The organism is Affinirhizobium capsici (assembly GCF_977018625.1).
In genome coordinates, this window is the sequence record NZ_CDRNXD010000004.1 from 2,392,512 (window position 1) to 2,412,785 (window position 20,274).

At 56.4% G+C, this 20,274-nt stretch carries 18 protein-coding genes; 7 read left to right on the forward strand and 11 right to left on the reverse strand.

All coding sequences use genetic code 11. The features are described 5' to 3' along the window. Window positions 1-115 precede the first annotated feature (115 nt). Genes otsB through betC form a run of 4 tightly spaced genes read left to right on the forward strand, consistent with a single transcriptional unit; the run spans window position 116 to window position 4,861 of the window. On the forward strand, window positions 116-913 hold the full coding sequence (gene otsB / locus AC0JZ1_RS14845) for a trehalose-phosphatase (protein WP_471883103.1): 798 nt from the start codon (window positions 116-118) through the stop codon (window positions 911-913). A 42-nt stretch (window positions 914-955) separates the two neighbouring features. Next, entirely contained in the window at window positions 956-2,350 is a 1,395-nt protein-coding gene (otsA, locus tag AC0JZ1_RS14850) for an alpha,alpha-trehalose-phosphate synthase (UDP-forming) (RefSeq protein WP_471883104.1), read from the forward strand. A gap of 39 nt (window positions 2,351-2,389) precedes the next feature. Next, window positions 2,390-3,340, forward strand: coding sequence for a choline ABC transporter substrate-binding protein (locus AC0JZ1_RS14855; protein WP_471883105.1), 951 nt, complete (start codon window positions 2,390-2,392; stop codon window positions 3,338-3,340). A gap of 6 nt (window positions 3,341-3,346) precedes the next feature. Then, window positions 3,347-4,861 (forward strand): choline-sulfatase, encoded by a 1,515-nt coding sequence (gene betC / locus AC0JZ1_RS14860; protein ID WP_471883106.1) that lies wholly within the window; start codon window positions 3,347-3,349, stop codon window positions 4,859-4,861. Window positions 4,862-4,881: 20 nt separating this feature from the next. Here the strand turns inward: betC and AC0JZ1_RS14865 are convergent, their stop codons facing one another. Next, complete coding sequence (locus tag AC0JZ1_RS14865; protein WP_471883107.1) at window positions 4,882-6,465, reverse strand: peptide chain release factor 3; 1,584 nt, start codon at window positions 6,463-6,465, stop codon at window positions 4,882-4,884. Window positions 6,466-6,551: 86 nt separating this feature from the next. On the opposite strand from AC0JZ1_RS14865, the gene dut reads away from it, so the two are divergent. From dut to cysK, 3 genes are read left to right on the forward strand one after another with little or no spacing between them, the layout of a single operon-like run. Continuing rightward, a complete protein-coding gene (gene dut / locus AC0JZ1_RS14870; RefSeq protein ID WP_471883108.1) occupies window positions 6,552-7,010 on the forward strand; it encodes a dUTP diphosphatase in 459 nt (152 codons plus the stop codon). Between the two features lie 52 nt (window positions 7,011-7,062). Next, window positions 7,063-7,674, forward strand: a complete 612-nt coding sequence (locus AC0JZ1_RS14875) for a LysE family translocator (protein WP_471883109.1) — start codon at window positions 7,063-7,065, stop codon at window positions 7,672-7,674. 32 nt (window positions 7,675-7,706) lie between these two features. Next, window positions 7,707-8,672 (forward strand): cysteine synthase A, encoded by a 966-nt coding sequence (gene cysK / locus AC0JZ1_RS14880; protein WP_471883110.1) that lies wholly within the window; start codon window positions 7,707-7,709, stop codon window positions 8,670-8,672. 36 nt (window positions 8,673-8,708) lie between these two features. Here the strand turns inward: cysK and AC0JZ1_RS14885 are convergent, their stop codons facing one another. The 10 genes from AC0JZ1_RS14885 to AC0JZ1_RS14930 form a co-directional block, all read right to left on the reverse strand. Continuing rightward, complete coding sequence (locus AC0JZ1_RS14885) at window positions 8,709-9,620, reverse strand: GNAT family N-acetyltransferase (RefSeq protein ID WP_471883111.1); 912 nt, start codon at window positions 9,618-9,620, stop codon at window positions 8,709-8,711. 22 nt (window positions 9,621-9,642) lie between these two features. Next, window positions 9,643-11,175 carry a YifB family Mg chelatase-like AAA ATPase gene (locus AC0JZ1_RS14890; protein WP_471883469.1) on the reverse strand — a complete coding sequence of 511 codons (1,533 nt, stop codon included), beginning with the start codon at window positions 11,173-11,175 and terminating at the stop codon, window positions 9,643-9,645. Window positions 11,176-11,307: 132 nt separating this feature from the next. Beyond that, window positions 11,308-12,264 carry a glutathione synthase gene (gene gshB, locus AC0JZ1_RS14895; protein WP_471883112.1) on the reverse strand — a complete coding sequence of 319 codons (957 nt, stop codon included), beginning with the start codon at window positions 12,262-12,264 and terminating at the stop codon, window positions 11,308-11,310. Between the two features lie 88 nt (window positions 12,265-12,352). Continuing rightward, a complete protein-coding gene (locus AC0JZ1_RS14900; protein WP_471883113.1) occupies window positions 12,353-13,459 on the reverse strand; it encodes a sn-glycerol-3-phosphate import ATP-binding protein UgpC in 1,107 nt (368 codons plus the stop codon). Window position 13,460: 1 nt separating this feature from the next. Next, complete coding sequence (ugpE, locus tag AC0JZ1_RS14905; RefSeq protein WP_471883114.1) at window positions 13,461-14,309, reverse strand: sn-glycerol-3-phosphate ABC transporter permease UgpE; 849 nt, start codon at window positions 14,307-14,309, stop codon at window positions 13,461-13,463. A gap of 9 nt (window positions 14,310-14,318) precedes the next feature. Then, window positions 14,319-15,203, reverse strand: a complete 885-nt coding sequence (gene ugpA, locus AC0JZ1_RS14910) for a sn-glycerol-3-phosphate ABC transporter permease UgpA (RefSeq protein ID WP_471883115.1) — start codon at window positions 15,201-15,203, stop codon at window positions 14,319-14,321. Between the two features lie 101 nt (window positions 15,204-15,304). Beyond that, window positions 15,305-16,627, reverse strand: a complete 1,323-nt coding sequence (gene ugpB / locus AC0JZ1_RS14915) for a sn-glycerol-3-phosphate ABC transporter substrate-binding protein UgpB (RefSeq protein WP_471883116.1) — start codon at window positions 16,625-16,627, stop codon at window positions 15,305-15,307. Between the two features lie 123 nt (window positions 16,628-16,750). Continuing rightward, the gene (locus AC0JZ1_RS14920; RefSeq protein WP_471883117.1) at window positions 16,751-17,113 is read right to left on the reverse strand and encodes a YraN family protein; all 363 of its coding nucleotides are present in this window, start codon (window positions 17,111-17,113) and stop codon (window positions 16,751-16,753) included. Then, window positions 17,103-18,017, reverse strand: coding sequence for a 16S rRNA (cytidine(1402)-2'-O)-methyltransferase (gene rsmI / locus AC0JZ1_RS14925; protein ID WP_471883118.1), 915 nt, complete (start codon window positions 18,015-18,017; stop codon window positions 17,103-17,105). The genes AC0JZ1_RS14920 and rsmI overlap by 11 nt, the downstream gene beginning before the upstream one ends. Window positions 18,018-18,105: 88 nt before the next feature. Next, window positions 18,106-20,040 carry a S9 family peptidase gene (locus AC0JZ1_RS14930; RefSeq protein ID WP_471883119.1) on the reverse strand — a complete coding sequence of 645 codons (1,935 nt, stop codon included), beginning with the start codon at window positions 20,038-20,040 and terminating at the stop codon, window positions 18,106-18,108. Between the last annotated feature and the right edge of the window lie 234 nt (window positions 20,041-20,274).

Below are 20,274 nucleotides of genomic sequence, written 5' to 3' on the forward strand. Positions count from 1 at the left end.
CAAATCCGATAGCAAAGGGCAGATTGCGACGGATGATGTCGAATTCATGGTTCGGCAGCACAGATTTGCTTCTCTTCATCTTGCCTTATCAAGGTGCCGGTCTACATCCAAATCCATGTTAACGACCGACACACCACGTGATGCCGAAGCGGCAGAACTTGCGACTGTGAGTGGCCCGCTCAACGTTTTGCAGGCAGAACCGAAGGGCTGGGCCCTTTTCCTTGACATAGATGGAACACTGCTCGATCTGGCCGAGACACCGGATGGCGTCAGTTCTCCACCGGGTTTAGTGGAAAATCTCGAACGCCTCTCTCACAAGCTGGATGGAGCTTTGGCCCTGGTTACAGGGCGAAATCTTCCTTTTGCCGATGGACTGTTTTCACCCCTATCGCTTCCCATCGCCGGTTTGCATGGTGCCGAGCGCCGCAGAACCGATGGAACCCTCGACCTTGTGCAGGAGGATGACGCCTTCCAGACGCTTAAGCGCTCGCTTGAGCGGGTGACGGTGGACTGGGACGGCGTCATTATCGAAGACAAAGGCGCGGCTGTGGCGGCTCATTTCAGGCAAGCGCCGCAATGGGAGCATTCGCTAGAAGCAGTTATGGCTTCTGCCTTGGACGAGGCCGGTCCGAATTATGCGCTTCAACGCGGGAAGATGGTGATCGAAATTCGCCCTTCGCGTGCGAGCAAGGGGGCGGCTGTTCGTGCCTTTATGGAAGAGCATCCCTTCAAGGGTCGCAAGCCAATCACGATTGGTGACGATCTCACCGACGAGGCCATGTTCAAAGTTGCAAATGAGTTAGGCGGCTTGTCCGTCCGCATTGGTGACGCAGACCACACGGATGCTCAAGCAGTCATTCCCACATCCGCGCACCTGCGGCAAATCCTCACGCAACTTGCCAGCGCTTCCTGAGTTTCACCGGTTCCTGACAACGTTCAAAAAGGAGTATTCATCTTGAGCCGTCTCGTCGTCATTTCCAACCGCGTACCGATGCCGGAAAAGAACGGCACTGCGCCCGCTGGCGGACTTGCCGTGGCGCTACAGGCTGCGCTGGAAGAGCGTGGCGGCATATGGATGGGTTGGTCCGGAAAATCGAGCGGTTCTCGGGAACCGGAGCCGCTTTCCTTAACGGAGCGCGGCAATATTACCTATGCACTGACGGATCTCACCAAGACCGATGTGGAGGAATATTACCACGGCTTCGCCAACCGCGTGCTCTGGCCCATCTGCCATTACAGGCTCGATCTGGCGGAATATGGCCGCAAGGAGATGGCAGGCTACTTCAGGGTGAACCGCTTCTTCGCCCACCGCGTCGCGCCGTTGATCCAGAAGGATGATGTTCTCTGGATTCACGACTACCACCTCATTCCACTGGCAGCAGAACTGCGCCAGATGGGCTTTACCAACAAGATCGGCTTTTTCCTGCATATTCCGTGGCCGCCAGCGGATGTTCTCTTTGCCATGCCAGTGCATGAAGAGATCATGCGCAGCCTCACACATTATGATTTGGTCGGGTTTCAGACGGATCACGACCTGGAGAATTTTCGCGGTTGTCTGGTGCGGGAAGGCTACGGAAATGCGATCGGCGACGGCCTGTTCAGTTCGCACGGACGCACCTTCAAGGGTGGCTTCTATTCCATCGGCATCGAGACAGCCGCTTTTGCCGAATTTGCCAAGAAAGCAGCCTCTTCCGCTCTGGTACGCAAGGCGCGTCAAAGCATGGAAAATCGAGATCTCATCATCGGCGTGGACCGTCTGGACTATTCCAAGGGCATCACCCAACGTATCGATGCCTATGAGAGCTTCGTGTCACGCAATCCCGCTCATCAGGGCAACGTGACCTATTTGCAGATCACACCAAAATCCCGTTCCGAAGTACCGGAATACGAGGCCATGCAGCGAACCGTGGCGGAGCAGGCTGGCCGGGTGAACGGTGCTCTGGGTACTGTTGATTGGGTGCCAATCCGCTACATCAACCGCTCCATCGGTCGCCCGGTACTGGCTGGTCTTTACCGGCTTGCCAAGGTTGGGCTTGTCACGCCCCTGCGTGACGGTATGAATCTCGTTGCAAAAGAGTTTGTCGCAGCACAAGATCCTGAAGATCCCGGTGTGCTTGTGCTTTCCCGTTTTGCGGGGGCTGCGCGTGAGCTGAAGGGAGCTCTGCTGGTCAATCCTTATGACATTGAGGGTACGGGAAATGCGATAGCCCGCGCGCTTACCATGGGACTTGAAGAGCGAATTCAAAGGTGGCGCGGCATGATGGACCACCTACTGGTGAACGATGTGCAGCATTGGTGTGACGCCTTTCTAAACGACCTTACGACCGATCAGAAAAAAAGCGCGGCATGAGGCTGAAATTGCCAGAAACGCGCCAACTGGGGAACAACCATGAAACTTGCAACACCAATTCGGCTCCTCCTTTGCAGCGCTTCTTTTGCCATGGTACTGGCGTCCGGTGCAGCCGCTGCTGACGATGCAGCCTGCAAGACAATTCGTCTCTCAGACCCGGGCTGGACGGACATAACGGCGACCAATGCCACCGCCTCTGTCGTGCTGGATGCCTTGGGCTACCAGCCGGATGTGAAAACCCTTTCAGTTCCCATCGGCTACCAGTCCATGAAGAATGGCGAGATCGATGTGTTTCTGGGCAACTGGATGCCAGCGCAGAAATCGTTCATCGATGATCTGAATGCTGCCAAGGCAGCCGAAGTGCTGACCAAAAATCTCGAAGGCGCGAAATTTACCCTCGCGGTTCCGTCCTATGTGGCAGACAAGGGCGTGAAGGATTTTGCCGATCTGCAAAAGCAGGCCGACAGTTTCGGCAAAAAGATCTATGGCATTGAGCCCGGCGCTCCGGCCAACGCCAATATCCAGAAAATGATTGAAGCGAATGATTTCGATCTCAAGGGCTGGGAATTGGTGGAGTCTGGTGAGCAGGCCATGCTGGCGCAGGTGAAACGCGCCGAGAGCCAGAAGGAAAACATCGTCTTCCTGGCCTGGGCACCACACCCCATGAACACGCAATACAAGATCACCTATCTTTCCGGTGGCGATGCCTATTTCGGCGCAAACTACGGTGGCGCGGAGGTCTACACGTTGGCACGCGCTGGCTGGCCAGCCAAATGCCCAAATGCAGCAACGCTGTTTAAGAACATGCGCTTTGAGATCGGCATGGAAAACGAGCTCATGGGCTCGATCCTGGACGGGCAGGACCCCAAAGCCTCCGCAAAGGCTTGGCTGAAGGCCAATCCGAAGACGATCGAACCCTGGCTTTCTGGTGTGACCACGCTTGACGGCAAGCCAGCACTACCAGCGGTTCAATCGGCACTCGGGCTCTAAGCAACCATGCAGGCGCCGAATATTCTGATCCTGATGGTGGACCAGCTAAACGGAACTCTGTTCCCGGATGGTCCAGCCGATTTTCTGCATGCTCCAAATCTGAAAAAGCTGGCAGAGCGCTCCGTGCGCTTTGCCAATACCTATACCGCAAGTCCGCTTTGCGCACCGGCGCGGGCAAGCTTCATGTCCGGGCAGCTCCCAAGCCGCACGAGGGTCTATGATAACGCGGCGGAATTTGCCTCCGACATCCCGACCTTTGCCCATCACTTACGCGCCGCGGGCTATAGCACAGCTTTGTCCGGCAAGATGCATTTTGTGGGGCCCGACCAACTCCATGGCTTCGAAGAACGCCTGACGACAGACATCTACCCGGCCGATTTCGGCTGGACGCCAGACTATACCAAGCCCGGCGAGCGCATTGACTGGTGGTATCACAATCTCGGCTCCGTCACTGGGGCGGGCATTGCCGAAATCACCAATCAGATGGAATATGATGACGAAGTGGCCTACAACGCCACCCGCAAACTCTACGATCTTTCACGTCGGCAGGATGAGCGACCCTGGTGCCTGACTGTCAGCTTCACCCATCCGCATGACCCCTATGTAGCGCGGAAAAAATTCTGGGATCTCTACGAGAATTGCGAGTATCTTGATCCTCCGGGAGACATTCCGGCATTCGAAGACCTCGATCCGCATTCCCAAAGGCTTCTCGAAGCCTGCGATTTTCGCGCCTTTGATATTACGCGGGAACAGGTACGGCGCGCGCGGCGCGGCTATTTCGCCAATATTTCCTATGTCGATGATAAGATCGGCGAAATTCTGGACGTGCTGGAGCGCGGACGGATGGTCGATAATACCATCATCCTCTTTGTCTCAGACCATGGCGATATGCTGGGCGAGAAGGGCCTCTGGTTCAAGATGTGCTTCTTTGAGGGATCGGCTCGCGTACCCTTGATGATCGCGGCACCTGACTGGGCGCCCGCTCTCGTAAACCAGCCGGCTTCAACACTCGATGTAACACCGACCATTGGCGCACTCGCTGGGCTCGATCTTACGCGGCTTTCACGCTGGACTGACGGCGAGGATTTGACGCCGCTTGCGAAAGGCACAGACTCTCGCGGGCCGGTTCCCATGGAATATGCCGCTGAAGGCTCGATTGCGCCGCTGGTTGGGCTGCGTGACGGGCGCTTCAAGTTGACGCTCTGCGAGGCCGACCCGCCTCTTCTTTTCGATCTGGAAAGTGACCCGCACGAGACTCAGAACCTTGCCGGTTCCGCGGACCATGCGGAGCAATTGCTGCGGATGACGGCGATGATGCAGGAGCGTTGGGATTTACGCCGGTTCGATGAGGCTGTGCGTGAAAGCCAAGCGCGACGCTGGGTGGTTTATCCTGCACTTCGCAACGGGGCTTATTTTCCTTGGGATTATCAGCCACTGCAAAAAGCTTCGGAGCGCTACATGCGCAATCACATGGATCTGAACGTGCTGGAGGAAAACCAGCGTTATCCGCGCGGGGAGTGATCCCCGCGCCGACATTCCCCTCACGCTGCCTTGGCGACGTGATATTCCTTGATGGCGACCATTTTGATAGCTGGATAACGTTCAGCCTCGTATCGTAGTGAGAACGCATCCTGCGCGAGAAAAACGGGATCGCCATCCAGGTCGCGAGCGATATCGCCGCGCTTGACGGTGATGAACTTTTCCAGATCCGCCTTGTCATCCGCAGATACCCAACGGCAGACGGAGAAGCGCGACATCTCAAACGAGACCGGCAAGCTGTATTCCGCCGAGAGACGTTCTTTCAACACGTCGAGCTGCAGCGCACCGACAACGCCCACGATAGCGGGCGAGCCATCTTCCGGTGAGAAAAGCTGTACGACGCCTTCTTCCGCCATCTGCTGAAGCGCTTCCTTCAACTTCTTCGCCTTCATGGCATCTTCCAGACGCACGCGGCGAAGAATTTCCGGCGAGAAGTTCGGCACGCCCTGGAACACCAGCGCTTCGCCTTCCGTCAACGTGTCGCCAATGCGCAGCGTGCCATGGTTCGGAATGCCTACAACATCGCCCGCATAGGCCGTATCTGCCAACTGGCGCTGGGACGCGAAGAAGAATTGCGGAGCCGTGAGGCCCATCTGCTTGCCGGTGCGCGCCAAACGCGCCTTCATGCCGCGCTCCAGCTTGCCGGAGCAGATGCGGGCAAAGGCGATGCGGTCGCGATGGTTCGGGTCCATATTGGCCTGGATCTTGAAGACGAAGGCAGTCATCTTGTCTTCAGCCGCATGAACCTTGCGGATATCCGCCACTTGGTCACGCGGCGGCGGCGCATAATCGCCAAGCGCATTGATCAGGTCGCGAACACCAAAATTGCGCAGTGCCGAGCCGAAGAAAACCGGCGTCATGTGTCCTTCGAGGAAAGCCTGCTTGTCGAACGGACGGCACGCTTCGACCGCCAGTTCCAACTCATCGACAAACGCCTGACGCTCATTTTCCGGCAGGTGATCGGCCACGCTCTGAGGGCCGTTCACTTTGGTTGGTTCAACCTGGGTATCGCTGCCCCGGAAGGTGCTGTTGGCCAGATTGTAGGAGCCACAGAAGCTTTTGGAGCGACCCACCGGCCAGGTAATCGGCGCGGTATCCAGCGCCAGCTTTTCCTCAACCTCGTCCAGAACCTCGAACGTATCGCGGCTTTCGCGGTCCATCTTGTTGACGAAGGTGATGATCGGAATGTCGCGCATGCGGCATACCTCGAACAGCTTCAGCGTGCGTGGCTCGATACCTTTGGCGGCGTCGATTACCATGACGGCAGCATCCACGGCAGTCAGCGTGCGGTAGGTATCGTCCGCGAAGTCTTCGTGGCCGGGCGTATCGAGAATGTTGAAGACATTACCTTCATATTCGAACGTCATCACGGACGTAACGACGGAGATGCCGCGCTCACGTTCGATCTTCATCCAGTCCGATCGGGTTTGGATACGGTCTTTCTTCGCCTTCACTTCACCGGCAAGCTGGATGGCCCCGCCGAACAGCAGCAGTTTTTCGGTGAGAGTCGTCTTACCGGCGTCCGGGTGCGCGATAATCGCGAAGGTGCGGCGGCGAGATACCGCCTCGGCAATGCTTTCAGCCATGTCGAGTAAATCCTTTGAGTTGCCGCGTATCTAGCGATTTCGAGGCAATTATGCAATTGACCGGGCGAAGAACACGGAGAAACCTGATGCGCGATATCCTCGGTCCTGTCCTGAAACTTATTCGGCTACCGCATGGCGAGGGGCTGGATTTGCCTGCCTATGAAACGCCGGGGGCGGCAGGCATGGATGTGCGCGCAGCCGTGAGTGAGCCTTTGACGCTCTCACCCGGCAAGCGAATGCTGGTGCCGACCGGCTTCATTTTTGAGATTCCGCAGGGCTTTGAAATTCAAGTCCGCCCACGCTCCGGCCTTGCATTCAAGAACGGCGTGACCTGCCTCAACACACCGGGCACCATCGACAGCGATTATCGCGGTGAAGTGAAAGTGCTTCTCATCAACCTTGGTGAAGATGATTTCCACATCGAACGCGGGATGCGCATCGCTCAGCTTATCTTCGCCCCAGTCGTTCAGGCCCGCATCGACGAGGCGGAAAATTTTAGCGAGACAACACGGGGCGCGGGTGGATTTGGCTCAACGGGTGTATAAGCTGCCGTAATTATTCCGACACGTCAGAGCTGACAAAGACGCAGAGTTCGCCATGACCTTTACCACCTTATTTGCCTATGCTGCCGCTCTTTTTATTGCCGCCGCCATTCCCGGCCCCGGCATGACGGCCATTGTAGCACGTGCACTTGGGTCCGGCTTCCGGCCCACCTTCTACATGGGGCTGGGCCTCATTCTGGGCGACCTTTTCTATCTCACAGCTGTTGTTCTGGGACTTGCCATCGTGGCGCAGAATTTCACCACGCCCTTCCTCATCATCAAATACCTAGGTGTGCTTTATCTTTGCTACATCGCGTGGAAGCTCTGGACCGCTGGCCTGTTGAAGCAGAATATTCAGGCACGAACGGGCGCAAACGGCTGGATGGCTTTTCTCTCCGGCCTGCTCGTCACGCTCGGCAATCCAAAAACCATGCTGTTCTATGTCGCGCTTGTGCCAACGCTCATCCCGCTCGATGCGATAGATGCGCAGGATTATGTCACTTTGGTTGGCATCACCTTCATCGTGCTGTTGTGCGTTTTGCTGCCATACATCCTGCTTGCCTCCAAGGCGCGGACGATGCTTGCAAAACCCAAGGCACTTCAAACGTTGAACCGCAGTGCTGCGGCGGTGCTGGCTGGAACCGCTGCCTATATCGCAGTACGCTGAACTTAACTCGTTGATAACGGACGGAGAGAGTAATGTCAGATACCAAGCCCGGTCGCGGAAAGATTTATTCTTCTATCACCGAAACAATTGGCAACACGCCACTGGTGCGTCTCGACAAGCTCGCCAAAGAGAAAGGCGTGAAGGCAAATCTTCTGGCCAAGCTTGAATTCTTCAATCCCATCGCATCGGTGAAGGACCGCATTGGCGTGGCGATGATCGAAGCACTGGAAACTGCAGGTAAGATCGTACCCGGCAAGACGGTGCTGGTTGAGCCGACCTCGGGCAATACGGGCATCGCGCTTGCCTTTGCCGCTGCCGCCAAAGGCTATCGCCTGATCCTGACCATGCCGGAAACCATGTCCATCGAGCGCCGCAAGATGCTGGCTCTGCTTGGTGCGGAATTGGTCCTGACGGAAGGCTCAAAGGGAATGAAGGGTGCCATTGCCAAGGCCGAAGAACTGGCGGCAAGCCTGCCGGACGCAATTGTACCGCAACAATTCGAAAATCCTGCGAATCCTGAAATCCACCGTCAGACGACGGCCGAAGAAATCTGGAACGATACCGAAGGTCAGATCGATCTCTTCGTCTCGGGCGTCGGAACGGGAGGCACAATCACCGGAACAGGCCAGGTTCTCAAGAGCCGCAAGCCCGACCTTAAGGTCATTGCCGTTGAACCGGCTGAATCTCCTGTTCTCTCCGGCGGCGAACCCGGACCTCATAAAATTCAGGGCATCGGCGCAGGTTTCGCGCCAAAAATTCTGGACACCACCATCTATGACGAGGTTGTCACTGTTGCCAGCCAGGACGCCGTGGAGATGGCACGCCTCGTCGCGCGGCTGGAAGGCGTGCCGGTTGGCATTTCATCAGGTGCGGCACTGACAGCTGCGATCAGGGTTGGCTCACGGCCAGAGAATGCAGGCAAAAACCTCGTTGTTATCATTCCATCCTTCGCAGAACGTTATCTTTCGACAGTGCTTTTTGACGGTTTGGGTGGCTGATTCTAAACTGTGTGGGGCCGGTTCCTCCGGCCCTCGTCACGTCATCATTAAAGCCGGAAATCGCATCAGCTCATTAGGCAGTCTTGGACCAAGCCAGAACATGTAGCAGTCTTTATCAGCAGCCTGTGTCAGTCGTTCCAACAGCGCTTTGCTGGTCGGCACGAAGCCAAATTCTATTGCAGGCCGCACTCCAACCAAGGCTTTGACGACAGCGTCCTCCGCCTCTTCTCCACCGAGACAATCCGCAAGGAACAGGTCATTCTCTGTCAGTTCAATAAAAGCGATACTGTCAAATTCTTGCAGATAAACAGCAGTGAGATTGGAGTTGAGCCAGTGCCAGAGGATAGTACCCATGGAACGCTTTGCGAGCAAAAGGCCCCCAGCTGCGTTAGATTTTGCTATTAAAATCTCGACCATCTTCCGATCATTCAGTGATTGAGGATCAAGAATTTTGCCTGGCAGAGCCTGGCTTCTGCTTCCATGCGGTTGATCAATCCACAAACGTTGACAGGGCACTCGCCTGAAGCCGAACTTCGGATAGAAATCGATTACAGAAGGATTGGCAAACAGGAGCACGGCTAGATTTGATCTGTCGGCCACGTTCAAGACGTTTTCGATCAGGTACCGCGCCAGACCTCGGCCACGAGCCTCCTTGGCGGTCGCAACCGCGCCGAACTGGAGGGCATCGAACGCACGACCGTCAGAACCGGTCAGGACCATTCTTGTTTCACCAAGACTGGCAACCAGACGTCCGTTTTCCTCCCATCCATGAACGACGTAGTCTCCTGACCATCCACAGAGTGCGCCCCAATCGCGAAAGCCGGAGAGACCGAACACCTCTTCCATGAGCTGGAAGAAGGGAGCGTGCCATTCATGGTCCTCACAGGTTATGCGTACAAGCGCCACTGGTAACCTCAACGCAACAACTTGGCATACGTAACTTGGCATCCGCGGGACGGCTGCCCACTCGTCACGCAGCAGCAGTTAATCGCTCGCCTGCAATACGGTAAGATATCGCCTCAGCCAGATGAATGCGGCCAACCTTATCTTCATCACTCAGGTCTGCAAGAGTGCGGGCGACCTTCAAGACACGATGGTAGCCACGGGCGGAGAATTTAAGCTTTTCGGCAGCATCGCGCAGCAACTGCAGGCCTGAGGCATCAGGCTCGGCAAAGCGCTCGATGAGCGAGGTCGAGCAGCGGGCATTGGTGCTGATATAGGGCAAGCCTGCCGCCTGAAAGCGAACGCGTTGCCTGTCTCTCGCACGGCCTACTCGTGCCGCTACTTCCGCACTGCTTTCGGCTGGCCTTGGACGTATAAGGTCTGCCGCTGAAACAGCCGGGACGTCGATGCGGATATCGATGCGATCCAGGAGCGGCCCGGAGATGCGGGCCTGATAATCCGTCATGCAGCGGGGCCCCTTGGCACAAGTGTGACCCGGCTCACCCGCCATGCCGCAGCGGCATGGGTTCATTGCCGCCACAAGCTGGATACTCGCCGGATAGGAGACACGGTGATTGGCGCGGGCAATTACGCATTCGCCCGTTTCCAATGGTTGGCGCAGGGCATCCAGCACTTGCGGCGAAAATTCCGGAAACTCATCGAGAAAGAGAATGCCGTGATGCGCCAACGAAGCCTCTCCCGGCTTTGCCCGCATACCACCTCCAACAAGCGCTGCCATGGTGGCGGAATGATGCGGCGTGCGGAACGGTCTACGATCCGACAACTTGCCGCCCGACAGTTGGCCCGCAATGGAATGGATCATCGAGACTTCCAGCAGTTCTGGCGCCGACAGAGGCGGTAAAATCGAGGGGAGACGAGCCGCCAGCATGGACTTCCCCGAACCGGGAGGCCCAACCATGAGCAGGTTATGACCGCCTGCCGCTGCCACCTCCAAGGCTCGCTTGGCACTTTCCTGGCCCTTGATATCGCCAAGGTCGGGAAGATCAGTCGGGTTCGCACGAATGGCGGGCGCTGGCCGTGATAACAGCTGTGTGCCGCGAAAATGATTGGCAAGCGCGATCAGACTACGTGGAGCGAGAATCTCAATTTCCGATCCAGCCCACGCCGCCTCGGCCCCGCTATCTGCCGGGCAGATCAAGCCCTTATCCAGCGCATTGGCGCCAATCGCCGCAGGTAGCGCACCTGCGACAGGAGCCAGCGTACCATCGAGATTAAGCTCACCAATCACCACAAAGCGGGAAAGGGCATCACCGGGAATGGCGCCAATCGCGGCCATGAGCCCAAGCGCGATAGGAAGATCGAAATGCGACCCTTCCTTGGGAAGATCCGCGGGCGCAAGATTGACGGTAATCCGCTTTGGCGGCAATGCCAGACCTGAGGCATGAAGCGCTGCCTGCACGCGCTCGCGACTTTCGGCCACAGCCTTATCCGGCAGACCCACGATTTGCATGGCCAACTTGCCAGGGCCCACCATGACTTGCACGTCAACAGGGACGCCTTCGATACCCTGAAATGCAACCGTACTGACCCGCGCGACCATGGCACTCCCGCTCAAACCCGCGGAAATCATGTGCCGCGCAACACGGTGGCAATCAAGCACAACCTTGCGCTGAAAACAAGAACAATTGCAGAACAAAATTCCTGTTAAAGTTGAAGCTAAATTTGCAACCGATCAAAGAGTGGCAGATCGTTTTGCTTCAATGGCATCCCACAGCAGTGCTGCTGCATCGGCACCGCCGAATTTCTTCACCTCGCGAATGCCCGTTGGAGAGGTCACGTTGATCTCGGTCATGTAGTCGCCAATCACATCGATCCCGACGAAAAGGAAGCCGCGTTCGCGAAGGGCTGGGCCGATACGGTCACAAATTTCCTGTTCGCGCTTCGTCAGTTCTGTCGCCTCGGCGCGGCCACCCACATGCATGTTGGAGCGGGCGTCATGTTCAGCGGGAACCCGATTGATGGCGCCCACCGGCTTTCCATCCACCAGCAGAATACGCTTGTCCCCCTTACGGACAGCAGGAAGATAGGCCTGCGCGATGAAAGGCTCACGATACATCTGGGCGAACATTTCCAGGAGCGAGGAGAAGTTTCGATCGTCGCGTGCGGAATGGAAGACGCCCGCGCCGCCATTGCCGTAGAGCGGCTTCAAAATAATATCTCCCAGTTCGTCACGGAAGCGAGCAATCTCACCCACATCGCGCGTAATCAGCGTCGGTGGCATCAGATCTGCAAATTCAGTGACAAAGATTTTCTCCGGCGAATTGCGTACCCAGGCCGGGTCGTTCACCACCAGCGTCTTTGGATGCAGGCGCTCCAAGAGATGCGTGGAGGTGATATAGGCCATATCGAACGGCGGGTCCTGCCGCAGATGAATGATATCCATGGTCGAAAGGTCCACTCGCTCACGTTCGCCCAGGGTGAAGTGGTTGCCCTTCTCATCGCGAAGCTGCATGCGCTCCACAGCGGCAAAAATCTTGCCGTCGCGCATGGTCAGCCGCTCAGGCGTATAATGGAACAGTTCATAGCCGCGTGCCTGCGCTTCCAGCGCCATAGCAAATGTGGAATCGCCGGTGATGTTGATGCCAGACACATGGTCCATCTGGAACGCGACTTTTTGAATCTTGGCCATGACTGCCCCTTGAGAAATTGCCCGCCAGATGTAGGACGACCGGCGGGCAATGGCAACGGCTGGTTATACGTTCGCGCATGGGCAAATCTCACGCAGTCGCGTGATGTCGAACATCGTCTGCCATTCGTGGCTGGTTTTGCGTTTCCGCAATACGCTTGCCGGTGGCAGAATCAAAGAAATGCAGTTTGCGAAGATCGACCCCCAGGTGCAGAACGTCTGGAAGAACCATTTCGCCCGGCATAGCGGCTGTGAGCATCTGGTCGCCGACAAAGCCATGCACCAGACGCTGCGACCCAAGCTCTTCGATATAATCTACCCGGAAGGGTATCCCCTCGTCGGTCATATGCGTGACGCGCAAATCTTCCGCACGGATACCGATGGTGACGGGACCGGAGACAGGGGCATAGCCTTTGAGATCCAGAACCGCCGGGCCAACCGCCAACCGGTCTCCATGCAACTCGCCCTGCACAAGGTTCATGGCCGGGGAGCCGATGAAGCTCGCCACAAATGTAGAGGCAGGCGTGTGATAGACATCCAGCGGCGAGCCGATCTGTTCGATCTGCCCACCGTTCAGCACCACCAGCCGGTCCGCCAGCGTCATGGCTTCCAGCTGATCATGGGTCACATAGATCGAGGTGGTGCCAAGACGCCGCTGGAGGCGCTTGATTTCGCCGCGCATGGAAACACGCAGTTTTGCGTCAAGGTTCGAAAGAGGCTCATCGAAGAGGAAGGCCGCAGGCTTGCGTACAATGGCGCGGCCCATGGCCACGCGCTGCCGTTGACCGCCGGAAAGTGCACGGGGCTTGCGCTCCAGATACTGGTTAATCTCCAGCATCCGGGCCGCTTCCGCCACGCGGGCATCGATTTCCGCTTTCGGCGTGCCGCGGTTTTTCAGGCCATAGGCCAGGTTCTGGTAAACCGTCATATGCGGATAGAGCGCATAGTTCTGGAATACCATGGCGATATCACGCTCCGCTGGCTCCATGCGGTTGACGATACGCCCGCCAATCGACACCTCGCCTTCGGAGATGGTTTCAAGCCCCGCCACCATGCGCAGCAGAGTGGACTTTCCACAGCCGGATGGACCGACGAGCACGATGAATTCGCCGTCAGCAATGTCGATGGAGACCGAATTTACGGCCTTTACCCCACCCGCATAAATCTTCGAGACGTCGGCGATAGAGATGGTCGCCATGTTACTTCTCCGTTTCGGTAAGGCCGCGGATGAACAGCCGTTGCATGAAAATGACGATGAGAATGGGGGGCAGCATGGCAAGCACAGCACCAGCCATCACGAGGTTCCACTGGATTACCCCGTCCTGGACGGTGACCATGCGCTTCATGCCCATCATGAGGGTGTAATAGCTGGTATCCGTGGTCACCAGGATCGGCCAGAGATACTGAACCCAGCCATAGATGAAGAGGATGACGGAGAGCGCGCCAATATTGGTGCGCGACAGCGGCAGCAGGATATCGCGGAAGAACTTCATTGGCCCTGCACCATCCACGCGCGCCGCTTCCAGCATTTCATCAGGTACGGTCATGAAGAACTGGCGAAAGAGGAAGGTGGCAGTGGCCGACGCGATCAACGGCACGGTCAGGCCTGCCCAGGAATTCAGAAGTCCGAGATCCGCCACGATCTTGTAAGTGGGCATGATGCGCACTTCCACCGGCAGCATCAGGGTAACAAAGATCACCCAGAAAGCCAGTTGCCGGAACGGAAAGCGGAAATAGACGATGGCGAAGGCGGACAGGATTGAAATAACGATTTTGCCAACCGTGATCACAATTGCCATTATCAGCGAATTCAGCGCCATGTGGCTATAGTTCGGCAAACCATTGGCGGCCGAGGCACTCGTTAGAAGCGCGCTGTAATTCTCAATCAGGTGAGACCCCGGCAGAAGCGGCATTCGACTTGTCATCAAAGTCGCAACATCGTGCGTGGAAGCAATGATAGCCACGTAGACGGGCAGCGCCACGACCAGAAAGCCGAGGATCAGGAATGCGTGCGTGAGGATGTTCAGAAAAGGGCGGTTCTCAACCATGATCAATCCTCAATACTGGACGCGGCGTTCGACAAAGCGGAACTGCACGAAGGTCAGCGCCATCACGATCAACATCAGAATGACGGATTGCGCCGAGGAGGAGCCGAGGTTCAGGCCGACATAGCCATCCTGATAGACCTTGTAGACCAGGGTGGTGGTGGACTGCGCCGGGCCACCGACTGTCGTTGCATCCACAATCGGAAACGTATCGAACATGGCGTAGTTCACGTTGATGATGAACAGGAAGAAGGTGGTGGGCGAGAGCAGCGGCAGAGAGATGGTGAAGAAGCGCTTGACCGGGCCGGACCCATCAATTGCGGCCGCTTCCATCAACGCCTGCGGCACGGATTGCAAGCCAGCGAGAAAGAACAGGAAGTTATAGGAAATCTGCTTCCAGGCAGCAGCAATGATGATCAGGATCATCGCATGGGTGCCGTTCAGGTCATGATCCCAATGGATGCCGAACCGCTCAAGGAAGAAGGGCAGGAGGCCAGTGGACGTATTGAACAGGAACCACCATAGAATACCGGCGACGACCGGGGCAACCGCATAGGGCCAGACGAGCAGCGTGGTATAGACCTTGGAGGTTCGTGTGAGCCGATCAACCGCCGCAGCGAATGCCAGCCCCAACAGCATCGAAAGCATCGTCACGCAGACTGCAAAGACAGCGGTTCGGCCAATTGCATCCAGATAATTGGGGTCTTGCAGAAGCTCGGCATAATGGGCAAGGCCGACGAATGACGTCGCCAGACCGAACGGGTCTTCGCGCTCGAAGGACGATTTTACTGCCTGTGCTGCTGGCCAGATGAAGAAGATGAGCGTGATGAAAAGCTGCGGCGCGACCAGAAGGTATGGCAACAGGCGACTGTCAAAGGTTGTGCGTTTAGTATTCATGGCCGTGCTTTCGGCTGGATAGGTCGCTCCCTCAAATCCATGAGGGACAAAGGCAGAAAGGAGCCCGGCAAATGCCGGGCCCCACCGATCAAAGAAGGCAATTAGTTGGAATTGGCCTTTTCGAAATCGCGCAGCAGCTTGTTGCCACGCTCGACGGCGCTATCCAGAGCCTGCTTGGCGTCTTTCTTGCCAGCCAGAAGGGCTTGGAATTCTTCATCGATTACCGTACGCTCCTGCGTATAGTTGCCGAAGCGAATGCCCTTGGAATTGGCCGTTGGGGTGCCACGCATGATCTGCTTGATCGATACGTCAGCACCTGGCGTCTTGTCATAGTAGCCCTGGCTCTTGCCTAGCTCGTAAGCCGCGTTGGTGATTGGCAGGTAACCCGTGTACTGGTGCCAGTCTGCCTGAACTTCCGGCTTGGACAGGTAAGTGAAGAACTTTGCTACGCCCTTGTAGGTCGCCTTATCCTTGCCGTTCAGAACCCAAAGCGTGGCACCGCCAATGATGGAGTTCTTCGGCTCCTTCGTGACATCGTCATAATAAGGCAGCGGAGCAAAGCCCGGCGTGAAGTCCTTGGCGTTATTGATGACAGCTGCACGACCACCTGAAGAGTTCATGGTGATAGCGCATTCCTGTGAGAAGAACATGGTTGCAGCATTATCGCCGCCAACCGGACCGCCATACTTGAAGAGACCTTCATCCTGCCATTTCTTCAGGTTTGCCCAATGCTTTTGCTGAACCGGGCCATTGAAGGTGAACTCGCTCTTTACACCACCAAAGCCGTTTTCCAGCGTGCCATAGGCCTGATCGTGCAGGGCGGAGAGGTTTTCCGTCTGAACCCAGGAAATCCAGGCAGAGGTGAAGCCGCATTTGGCAGCACCGGAGGTAACGATCTTTTTGGAGAATTCCTCGACTTCCTTCCAGGTCTTCGGCGCGACTTCCGGATCAAGGCCGGCCTTCTTGAAGACGTCCTTGTTGTAATACATGATCGGCGTAGAGGAGTTGAAGGGGAAGGACAGGATGTTGCCCTGCGTATCGGAGTAGTAACCCACAACCGGCGCCAGGAAGGACTTCGTATCGAAGGGCTCACCCTCATCCTTCATCAGCTTGTAGACTGGATAGACAGCGCCCTTGGCGGCCATCATAGTGCCGGTGCCGACTTCGAAAACCTGGACGATGGCAGGCTGCTGGTTGGCGCGGAAGGCGGCAATCGCGGCAGTCAGGGTTTCCGGGTAACTACCCTTGTAAACTGGCACAACCTTGTATTCGCTCTGGCTCTCGTTGAACTTGGCGGCAATCTCATCGATTTTCTTGCCAAGCTCGCCGCCCATGGCGTGCCACCAGGTGATTTCGGTTGCAGCGAGTGAGGTGGTGGCCGAAAGGGCAAGCGCCGCTGCGGCGAGGCTGAGCTTCTTGAACATGGGGATCGTCCCTCTTTCCCGTTGTTAGGATGAGGGCTGATTAACGATCTACTGTGACATGTAGGTTACGCATATATGACAGGACTGTAACAAGCCCTCCTAAAATGCACAGCCATGCAAAATTCAGAATGCATCAGTAAAATGCTTGGGAAACCGCCAAGGCAAAACAGCAATAATGTCATATCGTTGTGAGAGGATAGCGGCATCGCTTCTGCGCGAAAGCCAAAGGTCGCTGGCGGCGCGAATGCGTTTCTGGCTGTGAAAGCTTACAGCATCCAGTGCGCCCTGCAATTCTCTGCGCGCCTTCACCTCGACAAAAATAATCAGATTACCCTTACGAGCAATGAGATCGATCTCGCCGCTGCGGGTTTTGTAGCGCAGGTTCATAATGCGATAGCCCTTTGCCACCAGGAAAAGCGCTGCCCAATATTCGGACCATCGCCCTCGCCGTTCCGCCTGTTTGCGGTCGCGGAGCTTAGCCTTCATCGGTGTCCTTCAGCTCGATCAGCCGCTGATAGAGATCCTTGCGCGAAAGGCCCGTTAGCCTCGCCGCTTCTGCTGCTGCCTTGGTGGCAGGCATGGAGAGTGCAAGCTCCCGCAACATGATATCGACATCGACTGCGGCTGGCACATCGTCATAGGCAGGCGGCCCGACCACAAAGACGATCTCGCCCTTCACGGTCGCATTCTCATAAGACGTTGCAAGTTCGCCCAGCGTGCCACGCCGGAATTCCTCAAATGTCTTGGTCAATTCGCGACACACGCAGGCCGCACGGGTTGGGCCTAGAACATCGGCAGCAATGGCCACCGTATCGGCGATGCGATGGGGAGATTCGAAAAAGATGAGGGTTGCCGGGATCTTGGCGAGTTCCGCCAACCTGTCCCGCTTGCCCTTTTCTTTCACCGGCAAAAAGCCTGCAAACAGGAAGGCATCGGATGGCAGGCCAGAACCAACGAGGGCCGCCAGAGGCGCAGAGGCACCGGGGATCGGCACCACCTTGAAGCCGGCCTCGATAGCCAATTGGCCCAGACGATAGCCTGGATCGGACACTAACGGCGTACCGGCATCGGAAACCAGGGCCACGGATTTTCCCGCTTCCAGAGCGGCCAGAAGCTTCGGCCCTGCCTCATTGGCATTGTGTTCATGGTAGGCGTAAGGCCGTGCGGAAATGCCAAAACGGTCCAGGAGAACGCGGGTCACCCGCGTATCCTCGCACGCCAGCACATCTACCCCCGCCAAGGTTTCCAGCGCACGCAGCGTGATATCGCCAAGATTGCCAATTGGTGTCGCCACGAGATAAAGCGCCGGTTCCACAGGCCGCGCCGGAATGGCGACATTGCCCACTCGATAGGTTTTTTCCTCAGCTCGACGCTCTTCCGTCACGATCATCCTTGCTTTCTATTCTTACAGCAACATTCTGGTTGCAGGTTGCACTTCCCGCTTACGGGGGAAGGCGGAGAGAATTTGCAGCTACTCCTCATTGTCCCGTGTCGGCAAGGTCGAAAATCTCACCGCCAACCCGGATTTCGTGGCTGGATTGATCAAGATCATCTCCGAAAGGCTCGAAGTCGCCGCCAAGATGCTGGGCAAAGAAGGCTTCCGCCATGGCAATATAAGAAAGGCGATTGCCGGGCTTATGGAAACCGTGTCCTTCATCGGGATAGACCACATACGTGACTGGAATGCCTTTCGCCTGCATGGCTGCTACAATACTATCGCTTTCCGCAACCTTGCAGCGCACATCATTGGCACCGTGGAAGATCAACATCGGCTTGGCGATCTGATCGACCCTGTGGATCGGCGAACGCTCGGCCAGAAGGGCGCGTCCCTCTTGCGTGCGCGGGTCGCCATAGCTTTGATACATGAACTCGGCAAAACCGGCCCAATAGGGTGGCATAGATTCCAGCAGCGTCTGCAGGTTGCTGATGCCGACGACGGGTACACTGCAGCAGAAAACTTCAGGCGTGAAGGTGGCACCAACAAACGAGGCGTAGCCTCCATAAGAACCGCCGTGGATCGCGATCTTGGCCGAATCTGCAATGCCTTCATGAATCGCCCAATTCACCATGTCGATCAGATCATCGTGCATTTTGGCCGCATGCTGCTTTTCGCTGGCGGCGACAAAGGATTTCCCGAATCCAGTCGAACCTCGGTAATTTACCGATAGCACCGCATAGCCGCGATCCGCCAGCCATTGATGATCGCCGCGATAGCCGTAAAAATCCCGCCCCCACGGGCCGCCATGCACAAACAACACCATGGGCAGCGGCTCTTCAGGTCGCTCACCTTTCACAGAAGCCGGGAGTGTCAGGTAGGAAAGAAGATCCAGACCATCCCGTGATTTAGCTTCGATGGTCCGCATCGGTGCAAGCCGATAGGCATCCAGTTCCGGACGGGCACGAAAGAGTTCGCTCAGCGTCCCGCTATCGCGATCATAAAGAAAGCTGGTCACCGCCTGCTGTGCCGTATGCGCCTCTACGATCCAGCGACGATCATCATCGGACCGGCTGCCAATATCAATTTCGAAACCGGCCAACTTGGCTTGCAAGAGGGCAAGATCTTCTTCCACCGCCGGTGTCAGGCTGACCCATTCCATGCGAGCAGCTGCAATGGAGACTGCCTCCGCATCATGTGTTGTGGGATGCACCATTACCCTGTGAGCATCGAAACGAGGATGCTCTGCAATGATCGATTCTTCGCCACTTTCCATATCCAGCCAAGCGAAAGCGGCAGTCTCACGGCCGACACAGGTCTTCATCAATAAGCGCTTGTTGTCTGAATGGAAGAGGATGGGCCAGGTCAGCCAACCGTCGATATGGGAGACATCCATCCAGTGCCGGACGGTTTCGTTCTCGATCTGCCAAAAGCTTGTTCTTCCATCTGCTGCCGTGGATCGACCATAACGCGGGCGAAAATCCCAATCGAGACCGATGGTGGCAAACCCTTCAGTGTTAAGCCAGAGTAACTCCCGCTCACCCGTCTCGACATCGATGCTGTAAAGATCATGCCAGCGGGCATCGCGGTCATTGAGACCGATAACGAGCTTGCTGGGAAATTTGCGCGACCAGTGCTGAACCTGAGCATTGACGCCCTCAATTGGCGTGAGGTCACGCACATCACCGGATTTCGGATCGACGATGAAAATATGTTCGTTTTCATCTCCATTTTCATCGTTGGCGAACATGATAAAGCGACCATCAGCCGTCCACTCCTGCCACCAGATCGGTCTTCCAGTCTGGCGCGTCAATGGCTGGGCGCTTCCCATATCATGCGTGGGCGCAATCCAGATATTGAGAACGTTATCAACTGGCGAGATCCAGCTTAGCCATTGGCCATTGGGAGAAAGCTGCGCTCCGAAAGCATGGGGGTTGCCGAAAAGAAGTTTGCGGGGAATGAGTGAGCTTTCAACCATGACAATAGCTCCAGAAATTTCTCGAGGCAAAATCAGACTTCAATCAATCGTCGTTCAAATCTTTCACGACACCGCATATCATCAGTGCATGAAAGCGTAAGGCCCGCGCCGGGTACCTATAGAGATCTACGCTTATCCTCTCCTTTGTCATGTGGAAAGCTGTGAACATGTCTTGATCACGATTGAACTCCCCTCAAGAATCAGAGGCCCCTCTTGCCTTTTGCTTCCAAACTC